This is a genomic window from Paraburkholderia phenoliruptrix, from assembly GCF_902859825.1.
Taxonomy (GTDB): Bacteria; Pseudomonadota; Gammaproteobacteria; order Burkholderiales; family Burkholderiaceae; genus Paraburkholderia; species Paraburkholderia phenoliruptrix.
This window is the reverse complement of the sequence record NZ_CADIKB010000010.1, coordinates 20742-43282: the sequence shown is the minus strand read 5'-3', so window position 1 is coordinate 43282 and position 22541 is coordinate 20742. Positions and strand designations below refer to the sequence as shown.

Here is a 22541-nt window from a genome sequence, read left to right as displayed (position 1 = left end):
ACGCTGAACCCATATAACAGGTTTGAGATGAGTTATTCCGCAAAAGTGCTCTGGGGAGAAGGCCTGTTTCTGCGGCCGCAGCATTTTCAGCGTCAGGACGCCTACCATGAGGCGCGCCTCTTCGAGTCGATTCAGGCCATCCAGCCGTACAACTGGGGCGTGCGCTCTGCGCGCTTCGACCGCGACGCGCTCGGCAGCAACGTGCTGCGCGTGAGCGAACTGTCGCTGGTGTTTCCCGACGGCGCGCTCTACTCCGCGCCGCAGGCGGACGATCTGCCGCCGCCCATCGCGCTCGACACGCTGCCGGACGGCATCAACGAATTCACGTTTTATCTTGCGCTGCATCCGCTGCGCGAGACGGGCGCCAACTATTCGCAGGACAGCAACGCGGGCTTCGTCGCGCGTTACGTGAGCGAAGAGACGCCGGTAGCAGACCATTTCACGGACGCCGCCGAAGCCGACATCACCTTTCTCAAGACGAGCGTCAAGCTGATCGCGCACAGCGAGCCGCGCGATCAACTGCTCTCGGTGCCGCTCGTGCGTGTGCGCCGCACGGCCACCTCGGGCTTTGAAATCGACGACAGCTTCGTGCCGCCCTGTCTCGCGATCGAGGCATCGCCGGTGCTGCATCAGCGGCTGCGCCAGTTGATCGACGCATTGCAGGCGAAAGTCAATGCGCTGTACGGCTTTCACCGCGAGCCGACCAAGAACATTATCGAATTCCGTTCCGGCGACATCGCGTCGTTCTGGCTGCTGCACACGGCAAGCGCGGCGTTCGCGTCGCTTGCGCATCTGTATCAGCATTCGGCGCTGCATCCGGAGCGCCTCTTTCAGGAATTGTTGCGCCTTGCCGGCCAACTGATGACGTTCTCGAAGGGCTATGCGCTCTCCGATCTGCCGGCTTATCGCCACGACGATCCGGGGCCCGGCTTCGCGCGCCTCGACACGATCCTGCGCGATCTGCTCGAAACGGTGATCTCCACGCGGTACTTTGCCATCGCGCTGGAAGAAGTGCGCCCGTCGTTTCATGCGGGCCGGCTCGATTCGGGCAAGATCGACGACAAGACCCTGTTCTACATTGCCGTGTCTGCGGACATGCCCACTGCCGAGCTCGTGGAAGCGGTGCCCGCGCGCTTCAAGGTGGGTGCGCCCGACGATGTCGACAAGCTCGTGCTCTCGGCCATGCCGGGCGTGCGGCTCGTGTACACGCCGCAGGTGCCGCCCGCGATTCCGGTGCGGCCTGGCGCCTGCTATTTCTCCTGCGAGCCGCGCGGCGGGCTGTACGAGCGCATGCTGCAAGCGCAGTCCGCCATGATCTACGCGCCCTCGGGCATCAACGATCTTCAACTTGAACTGATCGCGGTCACCTCATGAGCTACGCGCCTTCACTTTTCGGCGGCAGCACGCCTGCCGCGACACCCGCGCCGGCGGCCGAGCCGAGTTATCAGGTTCGCTCGCTGCTCGACCTGCTGTACGACGGCTTCTTCATGCTCTTTTTGCTGAAGAACGGCCGCGAACCGGGCGATGCGCATGAATTCAGTCAGCGCATCCAGCAGTTTCTCGGCGACTTCGAACGCGGCGCGAAGAAGCTCAACGCATCCGCGGAAGACGTGTATGCGTCCAAGTTTGCGTTTTGCGCGGCGATCGACGAATCGGTGTTGTCCTCCAGCTTCAGGATTCGCACCGAGTGGGAGCGCCGCCCGCTGCAACTGGTGCTGTTCGGCGAGCAGCTCGCGGGCGAGAAGTTCTTCCAGTATCTCGAGGAATGCCGCGCGCAAGGCGCCGCGCGCCTGCAATCGCTCGAGGTGTTTCATATGTGCCTGCTGCTCGGCTTCCAGGGCAAGTATCTGCTGGAAGGGCCGGAGAAGCTCGCGTATCTGACCGCGCGCATCGGCGATGAAATCGCGCATATGAAGGGCAAGCGCGCACCGTTCGCGCCGCATTGGCCGCTGCCCGATCAGGTCGCGCACCGTCTGAAGCGCGAAGTGCCGTTGTGGTCGATCGGCGCGGTGTTCGCGCTCGTCGGCCTGCTCGCCTATCTCGGCTTGAACACGTATCTGCGCGATCAGACGCTGCGCACGCTGGCGCCCTATTCGCAAGTCGTCAAGCTCGGGCCGCAATCGGCCACGCTGACGATCTCGCTGCCTTAGCGCGAGACGCCGCCCGCAAAAAAACGGCCCGCGTTCAGTACGCGGGCCGTTTTTCATTGGACGGCGGACACCACCGGCAAGCGCCGCTTATTGCGACTCCTCTGCCCATACGGCATTTTCCCGCGCCATCAACGCAGTCGACGCCGCCGGCCCGAAGGTACCTGCCGTATAGTTGCGCGGCCGCTCGCCCGACTTCGCCCAGCCGTCGAGGATCGGCTCGGCCCAGGCCCACGCGGCCTCGAGTTCGTCGCGGCGCATGAAGTGCGTGAGGCGTCCGCGAATCACGTCGATCAGCAAACGCTCATACGCTTCCGCGCGCCGCTCGGTGAACGCCTGCTGCAAGTCGAGGTTCAGATTCACCGGCAGCATGTGCATGCCGCTGCCAGGCTCCTTCGCCAGCATCTGAAGCTGGATCGATTCTTCCGGCTGCAACTGGATCACGAGACGGTTGCCGTAGTTGCGCCCGCCGCTCGGAATGATGGAGAACGGCAAATCGGAGAATTCGATGACGATCTCCGACACCTTCTTCTGCATACGCTTGCCGGTGCGCAGGAAAAACGGCACGTTGGCCCAGCGCCAGTTGTTGATATGCGCGCGCAACGCGACGAAAGTCTCCGCACGGCTGCCGGCCGGCACATTCTCTTCCTCCAGATAGCCCTTCACCGCCTCGCCGTCCACCGCGCCTGCCGTGTACTGGCCGCGCACCGTGTCGCGCGCGATGTCCTCGGGCGTCATGGGCCGCAACGAGCGCAGCACTTTGAGCTTTTCATCGCGGACCGCGTCGGGATCGAGCGAGACCGGCGGCTCCATCGCGACGATGCACAGCAGTTGCAGCAGGTGGTTCTGCACCATGTCGCGCAGCGCGCCGGTCTTGTCGTAGAAGCCTGCACGGCTGCCCACACCGACCGTTTCGGCGACCGTGATCTGCACGCGCTTGATATACGGCGCCTGCCACAGCGGCCCGAAAATCGGATTGCCGAAGCGCAGCACCATCAGGTTCTGCACGGTCTCTTTGCCGAGATAGTGGTCGATCCGGTAGATCTGCGCCTCGCTGAAATGCTTGCCGACCGCCGTGTTGATCTCCTTGGCGGACGCGAGGTCATGGCCGAGCGGCTTTTCGAGCACGACGCGCGACAGCTCGTCCACGAGCCCCGCCGCCGAGAGGTTGTCGCAGATGTTCGTGAACAGATCCGGCGACGTCGCCAGATAGAACGCGCGGCGCACGCCGTCCCGCGAGGCTTCCTTCAGCCGCTGATAGTCTTCGGCCGAATCGACGTCCATGCGCACGTATTCGAACAGCGCGAGAAATTTGTCCCACGCGGCCGCGTCGAACGCCTTCTTTTCGATGAAGGGCTTGGCCTTCTGCTCCATGAATTCGGCGATGTATTCCTCGCGCGACCAGGGCTTCCGCCCGATAGTGAGAATGCGTGTTTCGGGCGGCAGGTTGCAATGCAAATGCGCCATATACAGCGCGGGGAGCAGCTTGCGAAACGACAGGTCGCCGGTGCCGCCGAAGATGATCATGTCGAGCGGAAGCTCGGGAGTCGCAGAAGCGTGTTGAGTCGTCATAGCGCAGTCGCAGCGTCGTGAGAAGGAAGGTGTCGTCAGGCGCCGAAGGCCCCTGCGGCCAGGGACCCGCCCGTGGGCCCCGGTCCAATGCGGAAAAAGCGCAGGCGCCGCGTTCACGGCGGGCATCGGCGGTTTTTCCGGCAAACGCCTATGGTGCAACGTTTTGCGATTGTTTGCACGGCAACATGCGCCGCAGCTTGGCGCAATATGCCAAACCTTCCGGCAAGCCGCTGTTTTAAAGGCGTTTTTCCGTCGCGGGGGCACAAGAAGCGGGCTGCCAGTGCGCTGTTCCTCAACCGCGCGCAAGCGCCTCGCGCGCGACGCGGCAGGCCGCCAGATCCCACGCCGCACAGCCGACGCTCTTGAATACCACCGGCGTGTGCGGCGCAGGCGCCGCCATGTCGAGCACCGAGGCGATGCCGCGCACGCCGGTCCAATCGACGCCTGCCTGAATGAAATCGCCGGCTTCGTGCCGGGCACCGGCCTCGTCGTCGACGAAAAGCGCGCTGCCCGCGAGCGTCCGCGCGCCGATCTCCACCATATCCGGCGTGAACGCACCGACGCCGATCACGAGGCGCCCCGCGCGCGCCGCTTCGTCGTAGACAGGCTGGCGGCTCGTGGTGAGCGCAATGACAACCTCGATCGATTCCGGCAGCGCTGCGTGCGGCTCGGCAAGCGGCCGCAGCTCGAACGCCTTGCCCTGATGCGCGGCGCAAAACGCCTTGGCACGCGCCGGCGCACTGCCCTTCACCCACACGCGCGCTTGCGGATAGAGTTCGCCGATCGCTTCGAGATGATTGAGCGCCTGCGTGCCGGTGCCGATCAGCAGAAACTCGTGCGGCGCCGCGGCGGCAAACGTGCTTACGCCGAGCATCGACATGGCTGCGGTTCGACGCCCCGTCACCGTCGGGCCGTCGAGGATGAAGAGCGTCTCGCCCGTGTCGGCGTCGAGCGCCATGACCTGACCGTGGATGGTCGGCAGGCCGCGCGCGCCGTTGCCCGGGCACACGTTGACGAGCTTGTGGATTGCGAGGTCGGGCGCGGCCGCCGGCATCGACAGCAGAATGCCGCCGGCGTTCAGCGGCACGCCGAGCCGCTCCGGACTCGCGATGCGCCGCTGGGCGTAATCAAGGCTCGTGCGCTTGAGCGCGTCGACGAGCGCCGCGTAGGGTGTGAGCCGCGCGGTCGCGTCGGCGTCGAAAATCTGCGTGATCGGACGGGTCATGGACAAATCGGTGTGGTCGCAGTCGAAACCGCCGATTCTACGACGCTTCTACGACGCCCCACCGCCGCGCATGCGTCTCGCCAGCCCGCCGATGCTCGCGCCGATGCCCGGTGCGCCGCCCATCCACCCGCTCACTGCGCGGCGTCCTGCTTCGCGCCGCTGTCCCCGGATGTTTTGCCGCCCTTGAACATCGCGCGGCATGGCGGACTGAGTTCGTCGACGTGCTGCTTCATGCAGGCGGTGATCTTCGCCTTGTTGGGAATCTCGGCAGCGCAAAAATGCATGGCGTCGCCGCGGCAGGCCTTGGCCTGCTGGTCGCGGGTCACCCCATGAGCCGCGGTGACAGCGGTAAGCGCGAGGAGGCTCGCGGCGAGCAGGGCGTGCGTTTTATTCATGTCCGGTCCTGTATCGCTGATGTCGGTACGAACCACCCAGCAGAAAACGGGCCCGATCAGACGCCGCCCGCACTCGCCGCGTTGCCGGCTTGCCGGCTTGCCGGCTTGCCGCGCCGCCGCCTTCACGCGCGGCGGTAAAGCGCGGCACGAAGCACGCTCAGCCCTCCCCGCGGCTGAGCGTCATGCCGCGGCCGGCGTAGAAACGCGTCATCGTCGCGAAAGGCAGATAGACGTCGGCCTGGTGCGGCTCGATGCCGGACGGATTGTGAAACCACACGCCGCCGGCATCGCGCCCGTGCAGCAGGACGAGATGTCCGCCCTGCCGCTGGTTCGGCTCGTCGGGATAGCGGATCTCCGGGCTGACGGAGATGATGGCAAGCGTGTGCGCATCGAGACGCCCGGCCATTTCTTCCAGCGACGCCTGCGGCAGCACGTCGACGCGCACGCCGAACGCCTCCCGCACCCATTCTCCAAACGGCCGATAGATCAGGCCGTCGACGCCGCCGTCGTCCCTCAGCCGATACACGCCGTGCCGCAACGCTTCGTCCAGCAGCGCGGCGCGCGGAGGGTGTTCGATACGCCAGTAGTCGAGCGCCGACTCGAGGCAGGTCAGCCCGCACAGGCGTTTGGCCCAGAAACGGTAGCGCTCGCGGTCGGAGAAGCCGCTCCTTTGCCAGCCGGGATCGTCGCAGGGGTCGGCGTCCCGCTCTACAATCGGGCGAACCCATTCGGGACTGCCCCACTGCGTGTAGTACGGAACGCCGGCGTGGCGCAAGGTCGGTTCATTCATGCAAAGGCGATCCAGGAAGAAGCGGAAAGTGAAACTGAGCGGTCGCGCTCACAGCATGCTGCGAGGCCGCTGCATCGTGCCGTCGAAAAAACGCTGCAAGCGGAACGCGGACAGATCGAGCGAGGGCTTGCCGCCGTCGTTGATCTCCGCCAGCAGCTTGCCGACGATCGGTCCCATCGCGAAACCATGGCCGCAAAAGCCCGTCGCGATAGTGAGACCGCCGACCTGCGGCGGTGCGTCGATGACGGGAATGCCGTCGGGCAGCACGTCGATCAGACCTGCCCAGGATTCGACCACCTGCGCGTCCTTCAACGCGGGAAAGAGCGCGCGCAGTTTCGCGAGGGCGCGCGGCGCGTGGCGCGGATTCGGTTGCGGATGCGGGTCGCGCGGATGCAGCAGCCGCTCGGCCGCCGGCACGACGCCCGGCAGACGGTCCCGCACATCGCGCAGACAGGCGCCGTTCAGATGAAAGCTGAACTTCTCGCGCTGACTCCACAGCTCGGGCAGGAACCATTTGAGCGCACGAAAATGCCCGAGCGTCATGTCGACGTCGACCTGCATGTCGTCGGCGAGATTGATCGCGCCGTTCGCGCGTTGCCGCACGCCGAGCCCATGCCCCCAGAAGGTCGACGCGGTCACCGGCGGCAGCGGATTCGTGCGCATGCATGTGCCGCGCACCGCCTGCTGCGGCAATTCGAGGCCCAATGTCTTCAGGAGGCGCCAGCTGCTCGCGCCCGCCGCGCAAATAAAACGCGACGTGCGCACCGTGCCGCGCTCGGTCACCACTCCGGCGACGGCGCCCGCCGCCCGCTCCACGCCGAGCACCCCGCAGCCTTCGAAAAAGAGCGCGCCGGCTTGCGCCGCCCGCGCAGCAAAAGCGGCAGCCGCGCGGCGCGGCTCGGCCTGACCGTCGCTCGGCGTGTAGAGGCCGCCGAGCGCCGGGCCTTGCATGCCCATCACCACCGAATCGATCTGCTTGCGGTCGAGCGTGCGGGTGTCGAGCCCTTGCTGGCGCGCCACATCCATCCATTGCTGGAACGACGCCCAATCCTCCTCGCCGGTAGCCACGTAAAGGCAACCGCCCTGGCGCCACTCCAGATCGAAGTCCAGTTCGCGCTCAAGCGTTGCCCACAGCGGAATGCTCGCCATCATGAGCGGCACTTCCGCCGACTCGCGGCCCTGCTGGCGCACGAAGCCCCACGCGCGCGACGACTGCTGGCCCGCAATCCGCGATTTGTCGAGCACGACCACCGTGAGCCCGCGCCGCGCCAGATAGTAGGCCGCCGCGCAACCCATGATGCCGGCGCCGGCGATCACCACGTCGGCGTATCGCGGAAACGGTTGGTCGGGCGAAGTGAAGCCGGCGTGCAGCGGATAAGTCGTCGTCATCGGGCGAAGAGGTTTTAAGTGTGTGCATCATCTTCGCAGGCGAGACCGCTGTCCGCAATGCCCGCCCGGCATGACACCGCGGTCGGGCGGCGCCGCGCAGGCATGCCGTGTGGATGTGGCCCGTTTTCGCCGGTAAAATGGGGCTATGCCAAATGCATCACAGTGCGTGGACTTGAGCGCGTGCAGCGGCACCTGCACAAAAAGCCTGATGGCGACGTTTTTACGGTACATTTGCTGTCCCCCGCGTAGCTGCGTCGCGCTGTGTCCATGATGCATGGCCGCGTTACGCCTGCCGTATCGCCCCCACAGCCCTTTAAGAACGGCGGATTCTCACGCAGTATGAGCAACGAAACACACTCACCGGACTCCATCGCCGTCGCCGAACGCGTGCGCGAGTTGATGAGCCGGCATGGAATCGGCAAGCGACAGCAAACCACAGAACTTTGCCGCATCCTCGACCTCAGTTTTTCGCAGGGGCACCGCAAGCTCCGGGGCAACAGCCCCTGGACCCTGTCGCAAATCAAGAAGGTCGCGGAGGTGTACGGCGAGCCCGCCGCACAGCTCTTCGGCGCGCAGTCGCTGGATCCCGGCATGGTCGGCGCCATCGCGCAGGAGGCCGTGTTCTGCATCGGCGCAATCGAGCTGCCGTGCACCGCCTGGGTCGGCGCGGCGCTCGAACCGGGTAGCCGCCCGGAATTCGTCGCCTACTCGAAGCTCGGCCAATGGCGCGTCGCGCGTCACGACGGCGCGCTCTACCAGAGCGCCTACGAAGTCCACAAGATCGAGATCTATCCGCGCCGCGCGGAAACGGACAAGCCGACCATCGCCGTGGTCGACGACGATCAGGCGAGCGCCGACAATCTGCGCGACTATCTGGAGCACAGCGGCTTTGCCGCCGTCGCCATCTACGGACTCGCGGCCTTTGCCGAGCAACTGCAAACACAGGTGTTCGACGGCATCGTGATCGACTGGCTGTTCGGCGCGCAAACCTCGGCGGCTGCGATTCGCGCGGTGCGCGCGTCTGAAAATCCAGACGCGCCGATTTTCGTTCTGACCGGCGAATTGCTGACCGGCAAGGCGAGCGAGTCGGAGATCAGCCAGGTGATCCGCAATTACGACGTCGCCTGCTATGAAAAGCCCGCGCGGATGGCGATTCTGGTGGCCGATCTGTCGAAGCGGCTGAATCGGCCCTGAATCCATGCTGGTCTTGCCGGCGCCGTCTCAGACGACGCGCCGCGAAGCCAGCGCACGCTGCAACGCGTTGCGCAGGTCACCGTAATGCACCGGCTTTAATAACGCATCGAAAAACGGCTGCGCGGCCGCCCCGTCGTGGCTCTCTCCTTCCTTCTTCGCGCCGGCTTCCGGGGCGTACGCGCTGACCACGATCACCGGCACGCCCGCGACCGGCTCGCCGCGCGCGGCAAGGTCGGCGAGAAACGCGTAGCCGTCGCGCTCCGGCATGTGCAGATCCAGCAGCACCACATCGCAGCGGCGTGCGTCGAGCCACGAGAGCGCGTCGTCGGCGTTGGCGGCGGCGTGCGCGTCGTAGCCCATGTGCGCGACCATTTCGCTGAGCGACTCGCGAATCAGCCGGTTATCGTCGACGATCAGCACGCTCGGCCGCTCGCCGCCCAGCTCGGCCTGCGCCTCTGCGTCGCGCGAAGGCGCGGACGCGACCGGCGTGACGGGAATCGTGACCGTGAAAGTCGTGCCCTCGCCCACCACGCTCGCCACTTCCACCGTGCCGCCGAAGAGCCGCACGAGCCCCTGCACGATGGTAAGGCCCATGCCCGCGCCCTCGAAGCGGCGCGTCCGCGAGCCGTCCAGCTGGGTGAACTCCTGGAAGATCAGCGGAATCTGCGCTTGCGGCACGCCGGGCCCGGTGTCGCTCACCACGAAGCTCAGGAGCGCCGGCCGCTGCATCAGCTTCACGCGAATCGTGCCGGTCTCCGTATAGCGGATCGCGTTGGTGACGAGGTTATTCACGATCTGGCGAATGCGATGCGGATCGGAGTCGACGAGTCCGCTCACGCCGCTCGCCTCGCTCTCCAGCTTCAGACCGCGCGCGCCGGCGGACATCGCATGTTCGTCGACGATCGACGCCAGCAGCTCGCGCGGCTCGAAGTGCTCGTGACGCAGTTCGAGCTTGCCGGCGCCGAGCCGCGCGTAATCGGTCAGATCCTTCATTTGGGCTTCCAGATGGCGCGCCGCGGTTTCGAGCCGCTGAATTACCTTGCGGTCGGCTTCCGAGTGATAGTTGAAGCCCAGCAGTTCGATCGACGAGACGATTGCATGCAACGGCGTGCGCAGCTCGTGACTGATCATGCCGAGGAACGCATCCTTCGCAAGACTCGCCTCGCGCGCCGCGCGGCTCGCCTGATGCTCGGCTTCGAGCGCCGCGTGCTGCTGGTGCATGAGACGCGTGCGGCGCCGGCCGTTGACCACCAGCAGCAGCGTCGCCGCCGCGGACAGCAGCAGCAGGATCAGGCCGCCGGCAAACAGCATGCGGCGCTTGTCGATGAAATCGCGGTTCATCGCCTCGCGGTCGGCGACATCGGCGAAACGGCGGCTAAGCGCGAGGTCATTGACTTCGTTCCAATGCTGGCGCAATTGCGCGACGATCCGGTTCACACCGGCCCGGTCTTGCGGCAGCGCCGCGACGTCCGGTGCGAGGGCGGTCAGCATCCGGTCGAGCGCGTGAATTTCATCCAGTTGCCGTTGCACGAGCGCCACTTGCGTGGTGAGCCGGCGTGTCGAGCCTTCCATGACGTGCAGCTTCGACTGCAGCAACTGGTAGCGCAACGTAAGCCGCTGGTAATCGTCGTCGACACCCGCCTGATAGAGCAGCAACTGGTTCTCGAACCGCGCGTAGGCGATCTGCAGCTGTGCCGCGTCCCAGTAGAAGCCGTCGTACGAGCCCGTCAGCGACTCGGTCGTCTGCGGATTGAGCAGGTTCGCGTAGAGCAGATAACCGATCGCGCCGGCGGGCGCAGCGAGCGCCGTGAGCCAGATCAGCACATAAAAAAACCGGCGCCACGGGCGGCGCGCTATTTGACGATGAGTGCCTTGATCTGCCATACGAATTTCGAATCGCCCGAGGCGCCCGCGAGTTCATCAGGGAACGCATCGCGCGGATAGATAAGAAACAGAGGGCCGAAGTCGCTGATCTTCAGACGCCGGCCGTTCATGCTGTAGGCCACCACGACGCCATAGCGGTCGCAGTCCGATACGGGGATGGTGTATGTGTAGTCGTCGAGCGTATGGATCTCGAGCTGGGTGCCATACGCGCCGACCGTCTTCAGAATATCCGCGAGCAGCGGTCCTGTGAAGGTCGAGCGCGGTGTCCAGGTGGTCGCGGTGGTGATCGAATGAGCGGGCAGCGCCAGCAGTTGCGCCTCGTCGAAGCGATAGGCACGGTGCGCCGCGTCGTTGGTCTTGCCGATCTTGCCCATCAGGTCGAGCGACAGCGCGGTCGAATCCGTCTGCGCGTGCACGCTCCAGGCGGCGAGCGCAAAGATGAGCCCGATTAACCAGCGCGCGCTCGCAGGCGCGCCAGGTCCGCGTTGCACTGTTGCCGTCATTTTGTTCATTGCGTCTTTTTCCGTGGTCTGTTTTTTTGCGGCGCCGCTGTCGTTTCGAGCCAGCGCCTCGGCTTGCCGTCACGCGCATCACCCCGACGCGCGATTGCCGAACGGCATGCATAATATCGTCAAAACTCTTTGCAGGAAAAAACGACAGTCTGCCGCCGCGGCGCGCGCAGGCGCGTCTTGCCGCCGAACGGCGGCCTTCCCCACGCGTTACGCGACTCAACAAGCGTTATGAACAAGCCGGTTTTGCCCCTTACCTATGAGCAGCTCGATCACTGGATCGAATCGCTGCAACCCGCCTTGCTTGCCGAAGATTTTGCAATGGCGATCGGCATTCTGCGCGGCGGTGCGCCGCTCGCGCTGATGGTTTCCCATTCGGCCGGTGCGCCGGTCGCCTTTTTGCGCTACGACCGCGCGGCCCGCAAGGTGGCCTGGGACTCGACGCTGCCAATTCCGCCCGCCGGCTCCAAAGTGCTGCTCTGCGAGGACATTGCGGGGCGCGGTTTCACGCTCGTCGATTGCATGGCGTTTCTTCAGCAGCACGGCCTTGTCGTGAAGACGCTGACCGGCGCTGTCGACGATCTGAGCCGCACGCAGCCCGATTACGCCATCGACGCGCGCGGCTACTTCGCGCTTTTTCCGTGGGAGCGCCAGGCGTACACACAGCGTTACCGCGACGACTGGGCGCGCGTGGAAGCCGGCGAAGCACCGGCGATGGCGGACGATCACCACTACGCGACGTATGCGATCGATCTCGACGGCATTCTGCTGCCCGACGTGCCGCTCGCGCGCTACGACGAAGATCTCGCCGCCGCGCTGGCCGAACGCGACGCGCTGCTGCCCTTCGAGGTGCTGCCGGGCATCGATCTGCAGCGGGTTCGCACGATCATCACCGGGCGACCGGAACTGGACCGCGCGCGCACCGAGACGTGGCTCGAACGGCATGGCTTCGGCCATATGCAACTGGTCATGCGCGCGCCCGGCACGCACGACGAAAGTCCGGCCGGCGCCGCCGCGCACAAGGCGTCCGCGGCGCTGGCGGGCGGCGTCACGCACTTCGTGGAAAGCGATCCGGTGCAGGCTTTGCTGATCGCGCAGCAAGCCCCGCTCTTGCGCGTGATCTGGTGGGATGCCCGCACGCGCACGGGGCTGCTGGTCGGCGCGCGCGCGTGGGCGTGACGGTAGGTGCGCGCCTGCCGCGCGCGTCAGGCTTCGCGCGCCTCGGCGGTTTCCCTGCTGTCCTTCGCGTCGCGCAGATGCAGATGACGCGCGGCGCGTTGCGAGGCGACGATGATCAGCTTCATCGTCGCACGCGTCGCGCCGACGAACAGCTTGCGCGCGCTACGCTCGTCGAAGGCGTCGAAATCGACCTCGGTCAGAATCACGCACGGCGCCGCCTGGCCCTTGAAACGGTAGATAGATTCGAACAGCACGTCGCCTTCGCGATATTCCGGATTGCCAAATAAATCGTACTTGCCGGTGAAGCTGCGCAGCCGGTGCGGACCAAGATGATCCTGCGCGGTCATCGCGGAGCCCTCGCGGCCGCGAAACGACAGCACCGCGATGTCCTGCTTGCGAAACCCGAGCGAAAGCGCCTGCGTGATGGCGCGTTTGGTTGCCTCCGTGGCGGTCTCGGCGGCGTTTGCTTCGTTGTAGACGGAAAGCGATATGTCCGAGCCGTCGAACGGACTGCCGGAGGCGAGCGCCGCCGCGCTCGGCACCGAAGCGCCGACCACCTCGCGCACGTAATCGAGAATGTCGCGCGGGCTGCGGTAGTTGGTGGTTTCTTTCAGCGTCGTCCAGCCGGGCAGCGCGACCGGCTCGCGCATATATAGATTCTGCAGCGGATCCTCGAGCCACCACCACGCGCCGCCGGGACGCAGCAGGCGTTCGAGCGCCGCGACCCACGGCTCCTGGAAGTCCTGCCCTTCGTCGACGATCAGCACGTCGAATTGCCAGCGCGCGTCGATCGGCGTTTGCGCGAACATTGCCTCCAGCTGATCGAACACCTGGCCCGACTGAAAATCGGGCTGACGGCCCGCATCGCGCGCAATCCAGTCGCACAGCTGATGATAGTTTGCGACCTTCGCCTCGGGCGCAACCCGCGCGATGTGATCGGCGAGCGGCCGGTTGAAGCACACATACAACGGACGCTCGCCGCGCGCGACCGCGTCTTTCATGACCTGCACGGCGAGCTGCGTCTTACCCGAGCCGGCCGTGCCGGTCACGCGCAGGCGGAACGGCGAAAATTCGAGCCGCCGCGCCCATGTTGCAAGGCCCCCCGCGAGCCGCGTGACGAGCGTGCCGGCCTGGCCGACGAGCGCGCTCGCATCGGGCGTGAGCGCGAGCTCATCGGCCAGAAAGTGATGGATTTTCGACGCGCAGGCAAGACGCGGCTCGTCGGCGGGCAACGCTTCGCGAATCACCGCGGCGAGCCGGTCGCGCCGGGTCGCGTCGACGATGCGCGCGGGGTCCACACCGGCAATTGCCGCGTCCTTCACGATGTGGTCCGGGCAGTACAGCAATTCTTCGATGAAATACGTACCCGCGCCGAACGCCGCGGTAAACCGCCGGTGAAAACCCTCGATGGTGTGCGCGAGCGCGATCGCCACGTTGCGCTCGGTCTGCAGATAGACCTTCACGAGGCCCTTTGGCGTTTCGCGCAGAAAGCCTGTTTTCTGTTCGACGATCATGACCCGCCCGGCCGGGCTGACAATCACGAAGTCCGCTTCGCCGAATACGGAGAAGTTCTGATTCAGCCGCGTCCAGTGCACGCCGTGATAGACGGTGTAGCTATCAGGAAGCGCCTTCTCGAGCAGCGCAAGGGTCTCGCGTTCGCGCGCCGCCGCGCCGGTCGCGGCAAGGCTCTTCCAGTCGTCGGGGACAATGCGGGCCATGCGGTGCCTCGTCGTATTTCGGTGCGCTCATTGTACGCAACGCGGGTCGCCGCGGGCAGGCAAACGCAGGCGCATCGTGTATCGTTACTGGTTGAACGCCGCGCGGGGCGCGGCTTGCCAATTGTCGACAAAAAGGATTGACCGGATGATTACGATCTGGGGACGCACGAACTCAGTCAACGTGCAAAAAGTCTTGTGGTGCTGCGACGAACTGGTGCTGCCTTACGAACGCATCGACGCGGGCCTGCAGTTCGGCCGCAACGACGAACCCGCCTATCTCGCGATGAACCCAACCGGCAAGATTCCGACGCTGGTCGACGACGACTTCGTGCTGTGGGAATCGAACTCGATCCTGCGCTATCTGGCGCTGCAGTACGGCGCGGGCAGCCCGCTCTATCCCGCCGAGCCGAAACTGCGCGCGAGCGTCGACCGCTGGCTCGACTGGTCGCTCTCCACGCTGCAGCCCGCGGAACGGCCGGTGTTCTGGACGCTCGTGCGCACGCCGCCGCAACAGCGCGACGCGGCCAGACTCGCCGAAGACGTGCGCACGGTCACCGCGCTGTGGCGCCTGCTCGACACGCATTTGCAAGGGCGCTTTTTTCTCGAGAGCGACAAGTTCACGCTGGCCGACATCGTGATCGGCGCGTACGCGAAACGCTGGTTCGGCGTAGACGGCATCGAGCGTCCGCCGTTGCCGAGTCTGGAGCGTTGGTATTCGCGCATCGCGACGCGTTCGGGTTTCAAGAAGTACGTCGACTTTCCGTTGACGTGATGATGGACTGCCCCGTCCACGCGGTGATAAACGGCGCCGGAACCCGCCGCCCCGCGCACACCGTCTGCGCGCGAGCGGTGCCCGGGCGTGCGCGGCTGCCGTCCGGGCCGCCGATGGCCGCGGGCAGCAACCGAGCGTTGGCCTTTATAATCGCTCCATGAAGAACGCCAAGCCCGCCGCGAACGCCGCACATTCCGCCATTCCCGCGAAAGCGGACCGAGCCGCCGCTTCGGTGGACGCCCACGCGCATGCCCACGCCCACGCGCCGGGGCACGCGCATGGCGAGTCGCCGGAAGCCGCGCTCGCCCTCGCGGAAGAATATTGCCGCGAACGCGGCGAGAAACTCACGCCGATCCGCCGCAAGGTGTTGGAATTGCTGCTGAATTCAGGGCGCGCCACCAAAGCGTATTCGCTGCTCGACGAAATGCGCCAGATTCACCCGGGCTCCGCGCCGCCCACGGTTTATCGCGCGCTGGACTTTCTGCTCTCGGCGGGACTCGTGCATCGGATCGAGTCGATCAACGCGTTCACGGTCTGCCACGACCTGACGCAGTGCCAGCACGGCATCCTCGTGGTCTGCCAGCAATGCGGCAACGTGACTGAACTGCATCAGCCGAAATTGCGCCAGGCGCTGATCGCGCAGATCGAAGACGCCGGCTACCGCGTCGCCAGCGACGAAATCGAACTGAAGGGATTGTGTTCCGCGTGTCAGGCCGCAGAAGCAGTGCCGGTCGCGGCGAAAGCGGGTGCAACGGCGCCCGTCGCCGCTAAATAACGGCGGTTTGCTGCAACCGCGTGGCGGTGGCGCCCTTAACCCTCGCGGCCGCGCCCTCAACGCCGGCGCACTTATCGCGCCGCGCGTGCGCCGATAGCGTCGTGCAGCAAATTCACCAGATCTTCAGGCAGGGCCGGTTTCGTCATGAAATGCTGGAAACCCTCGCCGATACTTCGTAGACGGTAAGCGTCGTCGGTATGACCCGTCAGGGCGACCGCCACCGAAGGTGCGTGATCGCCGCGAATCTCGTGATCGCGCAGCCGCTGGATCAGGTAAAAGCCGTCCATGGCGGGCAGCTCGAGGTCGCATACCACCGCGTCGGGCAGCAGCCGGACGGCCGCTTCGACGCCCTCTTCGGCGTCCGCCACCGCAACGACGTTTGCCCCTTCCGCTTCCAGCAACAGGGTCAGCGATTCCCGGCTGTCCGGGTCGTCTTCTACGAGCACGATCGTGGCCCGATCGAGCCTCAATGCTCCGTTCATCTTCTGTTGTTGCTCTAAAAATCCGGTTAGGCCGTCAGGTTCGGCCAACGTATCGCCCTGCTGCTTGTGTTGATTTTGCTGCGGGTGCTGCTTGCCGCCGGTTTGCGCGGCCGCGATGTTGCTGTTCATGGTTCCGACTCGATTTCATGTGCCGAGTTGCAGGCGCACGATTGTAAACAACCGCGCCCGCAACGCGCGCACCATAACGCGCCAAAATTGCACGCCAATGAAAAAACGGCTCCGGTGGCCATCTTCCACGGCAACCGGTGCCGACACCCGGTTGGCCACAGCGACGCGCGCGATGCCTTGCACGTGGCTCGTCGCCGCAGCTTCTTTGCGTCTTGTCCGCACAGATTTTTTCCGCGACGCCCGCAGCCCCGTTGCGCGGCGTTCGCATTCACCCCATGCGTAGCACGTTATGTGCCGCGCATCGACGTGGCGCAGTGGGGGAACGCAGACAGATGCCGGCTGTGCTTTCCTAGGACTAATGCTCTGAGTGAGCAGCGCAATCCGCCAGTTGCCCGACGCCTTGCGCGCCGCTTACCGGCTAGCTTTCGCGTGCGCATTGCAGACGGTGTATCTGTGCGCGGCTTGCGTCGTGCTGCTCGCGTTGGCAATCGCGTGGTGTCTCAAGGATCATCCATTGAGCCAGCGTTGATTGCGTTGTGCCGCGTCTTCGGATGCTCCATGCAAACACCGATTGCACGCGCCTCAAATCCACCTTCGCGCGGCGCGCCTTAGCATAAAAAAACCGGCGCGCGTTCGTCTTCCTCACATGCAAGATGATTCGTCCTACCTGGTAATGTGCGGTAGCGCACATTACATAGGGTCGATCGTCCATTGACGCGCGTCTCGAAACGCCACATATTGAAAACGACGGCTTGCAAGGTTCGCTTGCCTGCCCGGACTCTCTGGCGCATGTAGATCGTGCTTTCCGCGGACGCCCACACCGCTTCAAACGCGATCGGGAGCATGCCGTAACGGCATTGTTTTCCACAGGTGGAGCCATAGCATGTCCACTCAGACCCTGGCTGGTCATCATTTTCCGACACCGTGCAAACGATGTGGCGGCGCGTTGTACCGGCAACTCGAACACTGCCCGTATTGCGGCGCCTATCATCCGCTCGACGACGAAGCGCCCGCGCGCACCGCGTTACACGAGAGTCGCGCGAGCACGCTCAACATGTCGACGTTGCACGACAGCTTTACCGCGCCGGCTTTCAGCGAGCCCGACTTTCCCGGCGGCGCGCTGCATGCAGGATTGAATCTCGCTCCCGCAGGCGCGCTGCAGACGTCGCCTTCGCCGCTCGTCGCGCAGGACACGTCGCTGCTGCCTCTCACCGACACCGACGAACTCGCTCATCGCGTCGGTCTGCGCGTGCGGCACGTGCTGATCGCGAGCGCGGCCGTTGTCGCCGCGGGCCTGGCCTATGTCGGTTATGCGCTACTCAACGAGAGTCGCGACGTGCGCTACGGCAACGGCGAGCAGGCCGCCGCAACCGCGCAGGATGCAAGAACGGCGACGGGCACCATCGCTCGATATTCGCCGGATCAGGCAGCCGACTCGCAGCTAGCGGGCGTGCCCGGTAAATCCGTCGGCGCCGGCAGTGTGCGAAACCCGACGCAGGCCATATCGGCGACCGTGCCGATAGCGGTCGCGCCCGCCAGACCCGCCACGCCGCAGTTCCGCGATGCCGCGCAAGCCTTGCAGGCGGCGCGCGCCGCCTTCGGCGTGAACGACCTCAGTGCGGCGCAGGCCGCTCTTGCCGCCGCGCAAGCGCTGCAACCGGACAGCAATGAAGCGCAGATGCTCGCAGCCAGACTGAAGCCGCTGGCCGCGCGCCGCGACGCCGCGTTGCTGGCTGCACAAATGTGCGCCGATCAGCAATCGTGGCCATGCGCGCGCGAGCACGCGGACGAAGCGCTCGCGCTGGACACCGGCAGCGATCCGGCGAAAACGATCCTCGAACGCGTGATTCGCGAGACCGGCTGGGCACCGCTCAACCCGCAGTCAACGACGAGCACAAAAGCCACCCGGCAGGTTGCCAATCAATAGTTTGGATACCGAATCGATAAAATCAATCCGGACCGCGCCACCCTGACTAAACAGGTGCAAACCATGCTGAAGAAATTTTTGACGGGATGGCTTGGAGCCACGCTGCTTCTGGCGTCTTCGCTGCTCAGTGCCGAACCCGCGCATTACAAGATCGTGACCGGCCCCGAACGGGGCACATATATCCAGATCGGCCAGGATCTGTCGAAATGGGTGGCGCAGCCGGCGGGCATCGATCTGGCCGTGGTGGCGTCCAAGGGCTCCGCCGAAAACGTGCAGCGCATGCGCTACGAGCCGGGTGTGAAGCTCGCGCTCGTGCAGTCCGACGTTTATCAGGCGTACATCGACATGGCCAACTCCGGCAACCCTGATGCGGGCACCGCGATTCGTCCGCTGCGCCTCATCATGCCGCTCTACGACGAGGAGATAAACGTCGTGGTGCGCGCGGATTCGCCGCTGAAAACGCTGGGCGACATCAAGGACAAAACGATTAGCGTGGGCCTGCTCGGCAGCGGCACCGCGCAGTCGGCAACCACGCTTTATCGACTGATGTTCGGCCAGCCGATTCCCGAGCAGAACGTCCAGCATCTGAGCAATGAGGACGCGCTAGCCGCGTTGATCGTGAAGAAGGTGGATGTGGCGATCATCGTCGTGGGCCAACCGGCAAAACTCTTTAACGACATGAACCCGGAACTGCTGCAGCAGCTCCGCCTGCTGAGAGCCGATGCGAGCGCGCCGGAAACCGTGCGCGCGAAGCAAACCTATTTTCCGGCGACCATCCGCGCGACGAGCTACCCAAACTGGCTGAAAGAAGACGTGCCCACGTTGACGGTGAAAGCCTTCCTGGTCACGTACGATTACGGTCTGCGCGATACCGTCGGCAACCTGAATCATTTCGCCGACTCGCTGTGCGCGAATTTCGACAATCTGCAGGAACACGGGCATCCGAAGTGGAAGCAGGTGAAGCTGGAACTGCCGACACTCGTGCGCGGCTGGAAATATTACCCACCGGTCGAGAAGCATTTACGCGCGTGCCTCGCGAATCGGAGCGCGAGCGCCAACGGCGCGGCGCAGGTCGCGCAAAAACCGCGCGCGAGTTGCACGAATCAGGAGCGCCTGCTTCTGCTGTGCAAGTGAATGGGTACAGCAGCGCCTCTTGTGAATGCACACGCAGACGCGGGGACGCAGGCGAAGGCGCGTTCGCGTTTGCGCAGGCCCGGCGCCATGCAAGTCCGGTTCACCTGGTCACGCCTGATAGTGCCAATTCACACCCGCTCACGCCCGCTCGCGCTCCGCGCGCGCGGCGGCGCTTTCCATGGCTCGCTGCAAGGCCTCATATACTTTCGGCCGATTGCATTGCGACACGTTGAAGCGCAAATAGCCCGTGGCGGACTGCGACACGCTGAACACGTTGCCCGGCGCAAACACCACATTCGCACCTAACGCATGGCGAGCGATGTCGGCGGCATCGAGCGAATCGGGCAGGCGCGCCCACACGAACATGCCGGCACGCGGCCTCGTCCAGACGTCGAGGCCCGCATAGCCCAGGCGGCGCATGGTTTCGCCCATCGCATCCGCGAGCTTGGCGCGCATGGACTCCAGATGGCGCCGGTAAGTACCGTCCACCAGCAACCGATGCACGACGCTCGCCGCGAGTTGCCCGTTGCCGAACGAGGTCGCGAGCTTGAGGTCGATCAGCGGCTCGATCCACTCGGCGCGCGCGGCGATATAGCCGCAACGCGCGGCCGCCGACAGCGTTTTGGAAAAACTGCCGATCGACACGACGCGGGCGAGGCCGTCGAAGGCGGCAAGACGCGGCGCGGCTTCGTCTTCGAAATCGGCGAAGATGTCGTCCTCCACGACCATCAGGTCGTGTTCGCCCGCCAGCTTGAGCAGCCGATGCGCGACCGCGGGGGCAAGCGTCGCGCCCGTCGGGTTGTGGATCGCGGAATTGGTCACATAAAGCCGCGGCCGGTGCGTGACGAGCGCTCGCTCGAAGGCCGCCAGATCAGGACCCGATGGCGTATAAGGCACGCCGACGATGCGCGCGCGATGCGCCCGCAGCAGCGCCTGGAAGTTGAAATAGCACGGGTCGTCGATCAGCACGGTGTCGCCCGGCTCGAGCAGAAAACGGCAGACGAGGTCGAGCGCGTGCGTGCCGCCGTCGGTCAGCACGATCTGCTCGGGCGGCGCGTCCACGCCGTGCTGCGCGAGCCGCCAGGCCAACTGTTGACGCAGCGCGGGCAAACCGTACGGATTCGCGTAATCGGCGAGCGGCGACTGCGGATCGCGCGCGACCGCTCGCAGCGCGCGGCGCACGCCGTCCTCGGGCAACCAGGACGCGGGCATCCAGCCGCAGCCCGGCTTCAGCACCTTGGCGCCGGACTGCAACGACTGGCGGGTGAGCCACAGCGGATCCACCTCGCGATCGAGGCGCGGCCCGAGGTCGGCAAGCGCGAGCGGCGGTGCATGGCCCGACACGAAAAACCCCGAGCCGCGCCGCGCGACGATCACGCCTTCGGCAGCCAGCCGGTCATACGCTTCCACCACTGTCGACTTGGATACGCCGAGCGCGTCGGTCATCACGCGGATCGACGGTACGCGTGCGCCGGGCATCAGCGAGCGGCCGGCAATGCGCTCGCGCAGATTGTCCATGACGATGCCGACGCGCGTGCCCTGTGGTTTTTCCATCGCCGGATTCTGTGCAGTCTCGGCCATCTGTACTGCTCCTTCGTCGGTACAGTTTGCATGAATTGTACTGATCCGTAGCTTAACCTTTCTTGAGCGGCAGCGGATGCTACAGGCTTCGTTTCAATGCGCATGAACCTTCGCCATGGACAAGACGACAAACGGCTGGCTGAGCGGCCTCATCGGGGTGCTGATTTTCAGCGGATCGCTGCCGGCCACGCGCCTTGCCGTGCAAGGGCTCGATCCCGTGTTCCTGACCGTCGCGCGCGCGACCATCGCGGGCACGCTCGGTCTCGCGCTGCTACTCGTGTTCCGCGAGGCGCGGCCCGCGCGCCGCGACGTCGTTCCGCTCGTCGTCGTGGCGCTCGGCGTGGTGGTGGGTTTTCCGCTGCTGACCGCGCTTGCGCTGCGCCACGTCAGCTCGGCGCACGCGATCGTCTTCGTCGGGCTGCTGCCGCTTGCGACCGCCATCTTCGGCGTGCTGCGCGGCGGCGAGCGGCCGCAAGCGGCGTTCTGGCTGTTCTCGGCGCTCGGCAGCGCCGCGGTGGTCGCCTTTGCGATGCGGCACGGCATCGCCGCGTCCCCCGTAGGCGACGCGCTGATGCTCGCGGCGATTGTCGCGTGCGGGCTCGGTTATGCGGAAGGCGCGCGGCTGTCGCGGCATCTCGGCGGCTGGCAGGTGATTTCGTGGGCGCTCGTGCTGTCGCTCCCGGTCATGCTCCCGCTCGCCTGGTGGACCCGGCCCGCCTCGTTCGATGGCATCAGCCATGCGGCGCTCTGGGGCCTCGCGTACGTCTCGCTGTTCAGCATGCTGATCGGCTTCGTGTTCTGGTATCGCGGACTCGCGCTTGGCGGCATCGCAGGGGTCGGCCAGCTGCAATTGCTGCAGCCGTTTTTTGGACTGCTGCTCGCGGGGCTGTTGCTGCACGAAGAAGTGCCGCCTTCGATGATTGCGGTCACCGTCGCGGTAGTGGCGTGCGTCGCGGGCGCGCGGCGCTTCTCGAAAGCGGCACCCCCGCGGCGCGCTGCCTGAGAGGCGCAGCGGCTTCGTCACGAGGTTTTTGACCGGCTTCAAATTCGCGCGCGGCGCGGGCATAGTAAAACGTATCGTCAGAAGAACCGACATCACGGCGGCAAGACGCCGCTCCCGGACTACGTTATGAGCACAACCCGCACCGCCTCTGCCGCGCCCGCCGCCCCAACGGGCGCCCCACTGATCCGCGACGCCACCGAAGCCGATCTGCCCGCCATCCAGGCCATTTACGCGCACCATGTGCTGACGGGCGTCGCGTCATTCGAAGAAGTGCCGCCTTCCGTCGACGATCTGCGCACGCGGCTCGCGTCGGTGCGCAGCCACGGACTGCCGTACATGGTCGCCGAGATCGACGGCGAAGTCGCGGGCTATTGCTACGCGACGCCCTACCGCCCGCGTGCCGCGTACCGCCATACCATCGAAGATTCGATCTACGTGAGCGACGCCTACCGGGGACGAGGGCTCGGCCGCGTGCTGCTGCAGGCGCTGATCGAACGATGCGAAGCCGGGCCGTGGCGCCAGATGGTCGCCGTCATCGCGGACGGCGGCAGCGGCGGCTCGCTGTCGCTGCATACGCAGCTGGGTTTCGAGCTTACCGGCACGCTGAAGGCGGTCGGTTTCAAACACGGCCGCTGGCTGGACACGACCCTCATGCAAAGGACGCTGGGCGTGGGCGCTGCGACGGCGCCGGACCAGGAACACCAGGAACCATAACGGAGCGCATGAACGGCGCCCT

Annotated in this window: 21 protein-coding genes; 11 read left to right on the top strand and 10 right to left on the bottom strand. The window is 65.5% G+C overall.

Annotation, left to right across the window (positions count from 1 at the left end; genetic code table 11):
• Positions 1–27 precede the first annotated feature (27 nt).
• Positions 28–1374 (top strand): type VI secretion system baseplate subunit TssK, encoded by a 1347-nt coding sequence (gene tssK, locus HV711_RS13150; RefSeq protein WP_014973290.1) that lies wholly within the window; start codon positions 28–30, stop codon positions 1372–1374.
• Positions 1371–2150 (top strand): type IVB secretion system protein IcmH/DotU, encoded by a 780-nt coding sequence (gene icmH / locus HV711_RS13145; protein ID WP_014973289.1) that lies wholly within the window; start codon positions 1371–1373, stop codon positions 2148–2150. Before tssK ends, icmH begins: the two co-directional genes overlap by 4 nt.
• Positions 2151–2237: 87 nt before the next feature.
• Here the strand turns inward: icmH and zwf are convergent, their stop codons facing one another.
• The 5 genes from zwf to HV711_RS13120 form a co-directional block, all read right to left on the bottom strand.
• On the bottom strand, positions 2238–3719 hold the full coding sequence (zwf, locus tag HV711_RS13140) for a glucose-6-phosphate dehydrogenase (protein ID WP_014973288.1): 1482 nt from the start codon (positions 3717–3719) through the stop codon (positions 2238–2240).
• Positions 3720–4011: 292 nt separating this feature from the next.
• Positions 4012–4944: a bifunctional Delta(1)-pyrroline-2-carboxylate/Delta(1)-piperideine-2-carboxylate reductase gene (gene lhpI / locus HV711_RS13135; RefSeq protein WP_035478513.1), complete on the bottom strand. Its 933-nt coding sequence runs from the start codon at positions 4942–4944 to the stop codon at positions 4012–4014.
• Between the two features lie 131 nt (positions 4945–5075).
• Positions 5076–5339 (bottom strand): hypothetical protein, encoded by a 264-nt coding sequence (locus HV711_RS13130; RefSeq protein ID WP_028361372.1) that lies wholly within the window; start codon positions 5337–5339, stop codon positions 5076–5078.
• Positions 5340–5496: 157 nt separating this feature from the next.
• Positions 5497–6129 carry a cysteine peptidase family C39 domain-containing protein gene (locus HV711_RS13125; RefSeq protein ID WP_028361371.1) on the bottom strand — a complete coding sequence of 211 codons (633 nt, stop codon included), beginning with the start codon at positions 6127–6129 and terminating at the stop codon, positions 5497–5499.
• Positions 6130–6177: 48 nt separating this feature from the next.
• Entirely contained in the window at positions 6178–7518 is a 1341-nt protein-coding gene (locus HV711_RS13120; protein WP_035478512.1) for an NAD(P)/FAD-dependent oxidoreductase, read from the bottom strand.
• 339 nt (positions 7519–7857) lie between these two features.
• On the opposite strand from HV711_RS13120, the gene HV711_RS13115 reads away from it, so the two are divergent.
• Positions 7858–8712, top strand: coding sequence for a helix-turn-helix domain-containing protein (locus HV711_RS13115; RefSeq protein ID WP_028361370.1), 855 nt, complete (start codon positions 7858–7860; stop codon positions 8710–8712).
• Positions 8713–8739: 27 nt separating this feature from the next.
• Here HV711_RS13115 and HV711_RS13110 read toward each other — a convergent pair whose 3' ends face one another.
• Together HV711_RS13110 and HV711_RS13105 are read right to left on the bottom strand one after the other, a co-directional pair.
• Complete coding sequence (locus HV711_RS13110) at positions 8740–10596, bottom strand: ATP-binding protein (RefSeq protein ID WP_035478510.1); 1857 nt, start codon at positions 10594–10596, stop codon at positions 8740–8742.
• The gene (locus HV711_RS13105; protein WP_035478509.1) at positions 10566–11108 is read right to left on the bottom strand and encodes a putative pterin-binding protein; all 543 of its coding nucleotides are present in this window, start codon (positions 11106–11108) and stop codon (positions 10566–10568) included. Before HV711_RS13105 ends, HV711_RS13110 begins: the two co-directional genes overlap by 31 nt.
• 228 nt (positions 11109–11336) lie before the next feature.
• On the opposite strand from HV711_RS13105, the gene HV711_RS13100 reads away from it, so the two are divergent.
• The gene (locus tag HV711_RS13100; RefSeq protein WP_028361368.1) at positions 11337–12284 is read left to right on the top strand and encodes a phosphoribosyltransferase; all 948 of its coding nucleotides are present in this window, start codon (positions 11337–11339) and stop codon (positions 12282–12284) included.
• A gap of 26 nt (positions 12285–12310) precedes the next feature.
• On the opposite strand, the gene HV711_RS13095 is transcribed toward HV711_RS13100, so the two are convergent.
• Entirely contained in the window at positions 12311–14002 is a 1692-nt protein-coding gene (locus HV711_RS13095) for an ATP-binding domain-containing protein (protein WP_035478507.1), read from the bottom strand.
• Between the two features lie 145 nt (positions 14003–14147).
• On the opposite strand from HV711_RS13095, the gene HV711_RS13090 reads away from it, so the two are divergent.
• A complete protein-coding gene (locus HV711_RS13090; RefSeq protein ID WP_013592079.1) occupies positions 14148–14774 on the top strand; it encodes a glutathione S-transferase family protein in 627 nt (208 codons plus the stop codon).
• A 157-nt stretch (positions 14775–14931) separates the two neighbouring features.
• Positions 14932–15549, top strand: a complete 618-nt coding sequence (locus HV711_RS13085; RefSeq protein ID WP_035478505.1) for a Fur family transcriptional regulator — start codon at positions 14932–14934, stop codon at positions 15547–15549.
• Positions 15550–15620: 71 nt separating this feature from the next.
• On the opposite strand, the gene HV711_RS13080 is transcribed toward HV711_RS13085, so the two are convergent.
• Positions 15621–16160 carry a response regulator gene (locus HV711_RS13080; RefSeq protein ID WP_014973282.1) on the bottom strand — a complete coding sequence of 180 codons (540 nt, stop codon included), beginning with the start codon at positions 16158–16160 and terminating at the stop codon, positions 15621–15623.
• 367 nt (positions 16161–16527) lie between these two features.
• Between HV711_RS13080 and HV711_RS13075 the strand changes: the two genes are divergently transcribed.
• From HV711_RS13075 to HV711_RS13065, 3 genes are all read left to right on the top strand, one after another.
• On the top strand, positions 16528–16689 hold the full coding sequence (locus HV711_RS13075) for a hypothetical protein (RefSeq protein ID WP_425195030.1): 162 nt from the start codon (positions 16528–16530) through the stop codon (positions 16687–16689).
• Between the two features lie 354 nt (positions 16690–17043).
• Entirely contained in the window at positions 17044–18087 is a 1044-nt protein-coding gene (locus HV711_RS13070) for a hypothetical protein (RefSeq protein WP_013592076.1), read from the top strand.
• 63 nt (positions 18088–18150) lie between these two features.
• Positions 18151–19221 carry a TAXI family TRAP transporter solute-binding subunit gene (locus HV711_RS13065; protein ID WP_013592075.1) on the top strand — a complete coding sequence of 357 codons (1071 nt, stop codon included), beginning with the start codon at positions 18151–18153 and terminating at the stop codon, positions 19219–19221.
• 138 nt (positions 19222–19359) lie between these two features.
• Here HV711_RS13065 and HV711_RS13060 read toward each other — a convergent pair whose 3' ends face one another.
• Positions 19360–20802, bottom strand: coding sequence for an aminotransferase-like domain-containing protein (locus HV711_RS13060; protein WP_035478503.1), 1443 nt, complete (start codon positions 20800–20802; stop codon positions 19360–19362).
• A gap of 115 nt (positions 20803–20917) precedes the next feature.
• On the opposite strand from HV711_RS13060, the gene HV711_RS13055 reads away from it, so the two are divergent.
• Together HV711_RS13055 and HV711_RS13050 are read left to right on the top strand one after the other, a co-directional pair.
• Positions 20918–21805 carry a DMT family transporter gene (locus HV711_RS13055; RefSeq protein WP_028361362.1) on the top strand — a complete coding sequence of 296 codons (888 nt, stop codon included), beginning with the start codon at positions 20918–20920 and terminating at the stop codon, positions 21803–21805.
• A 126-nt stretch (positions 21806–21931) separates the two neighbouring features.
• Positions 21932–22519 (top strand): GNAT family N-acetyltransferase, encoded by a 588-nt coding sequence (locus tag HV711_RS13050; RefSeq protein ID WP_014973278.1) that lies wholly within the window; start codon positions 21932–21934, stop codon positions 22517–22519.
• Positions 22520–22541 lie beyond the last annotated feature (22 nt).